This window comes from Virgibacillus sp. 7505, assembly GCF_002272135.1.
Lineage (GTDB): Bacteria > Bacillota > Bacilli > Bacillales > Amphibacillaceae > Terribacillus.
On the sequence record NZ_NPBF01000208.1, the window covers coordinates 1 to 263 of the forward strand.

The window sequence follows — 263 nt, forward strand, 5'->3', positions numbered from 1 at the left end:
CATCCAGGCAGCGAAGTAAATAGTCTAACCGAAATTGGCAAGACTAGGTACGCTCTGTCAAATCACATTTACTAAGGGAGATTGTGCACATGAAATTACAATTAGCATTAGATCTTGTTAACATACCGGAAGCGATTGAGCTTGTAGCGGAAGTTCAAGATTCTATTGATGTAGTAGAAATTGGAACGCCAATCATTAATAGCTTAGGTCACGAAGCTGTACGTGCAATGAAAAAGGCTTATCCAAACTTAACAGTCCTGGCA

At 39.9% G+C, this 263-nt stretch carries 1 protein-coding gene; it reads left to right on the forward strand.

The features are described from left to right. Window positions 1–89: 89 nt before the first annotated feature. Window positions 90–263, forward strand: a 174-nt coding sequence (locus tag CHH91_RS18630; protein WP_176465865.1) for an orotidine 5'-phosphate decarboxylase / HUMPS family protein, incomplete at its 3' end; no start/stop codon positions are given.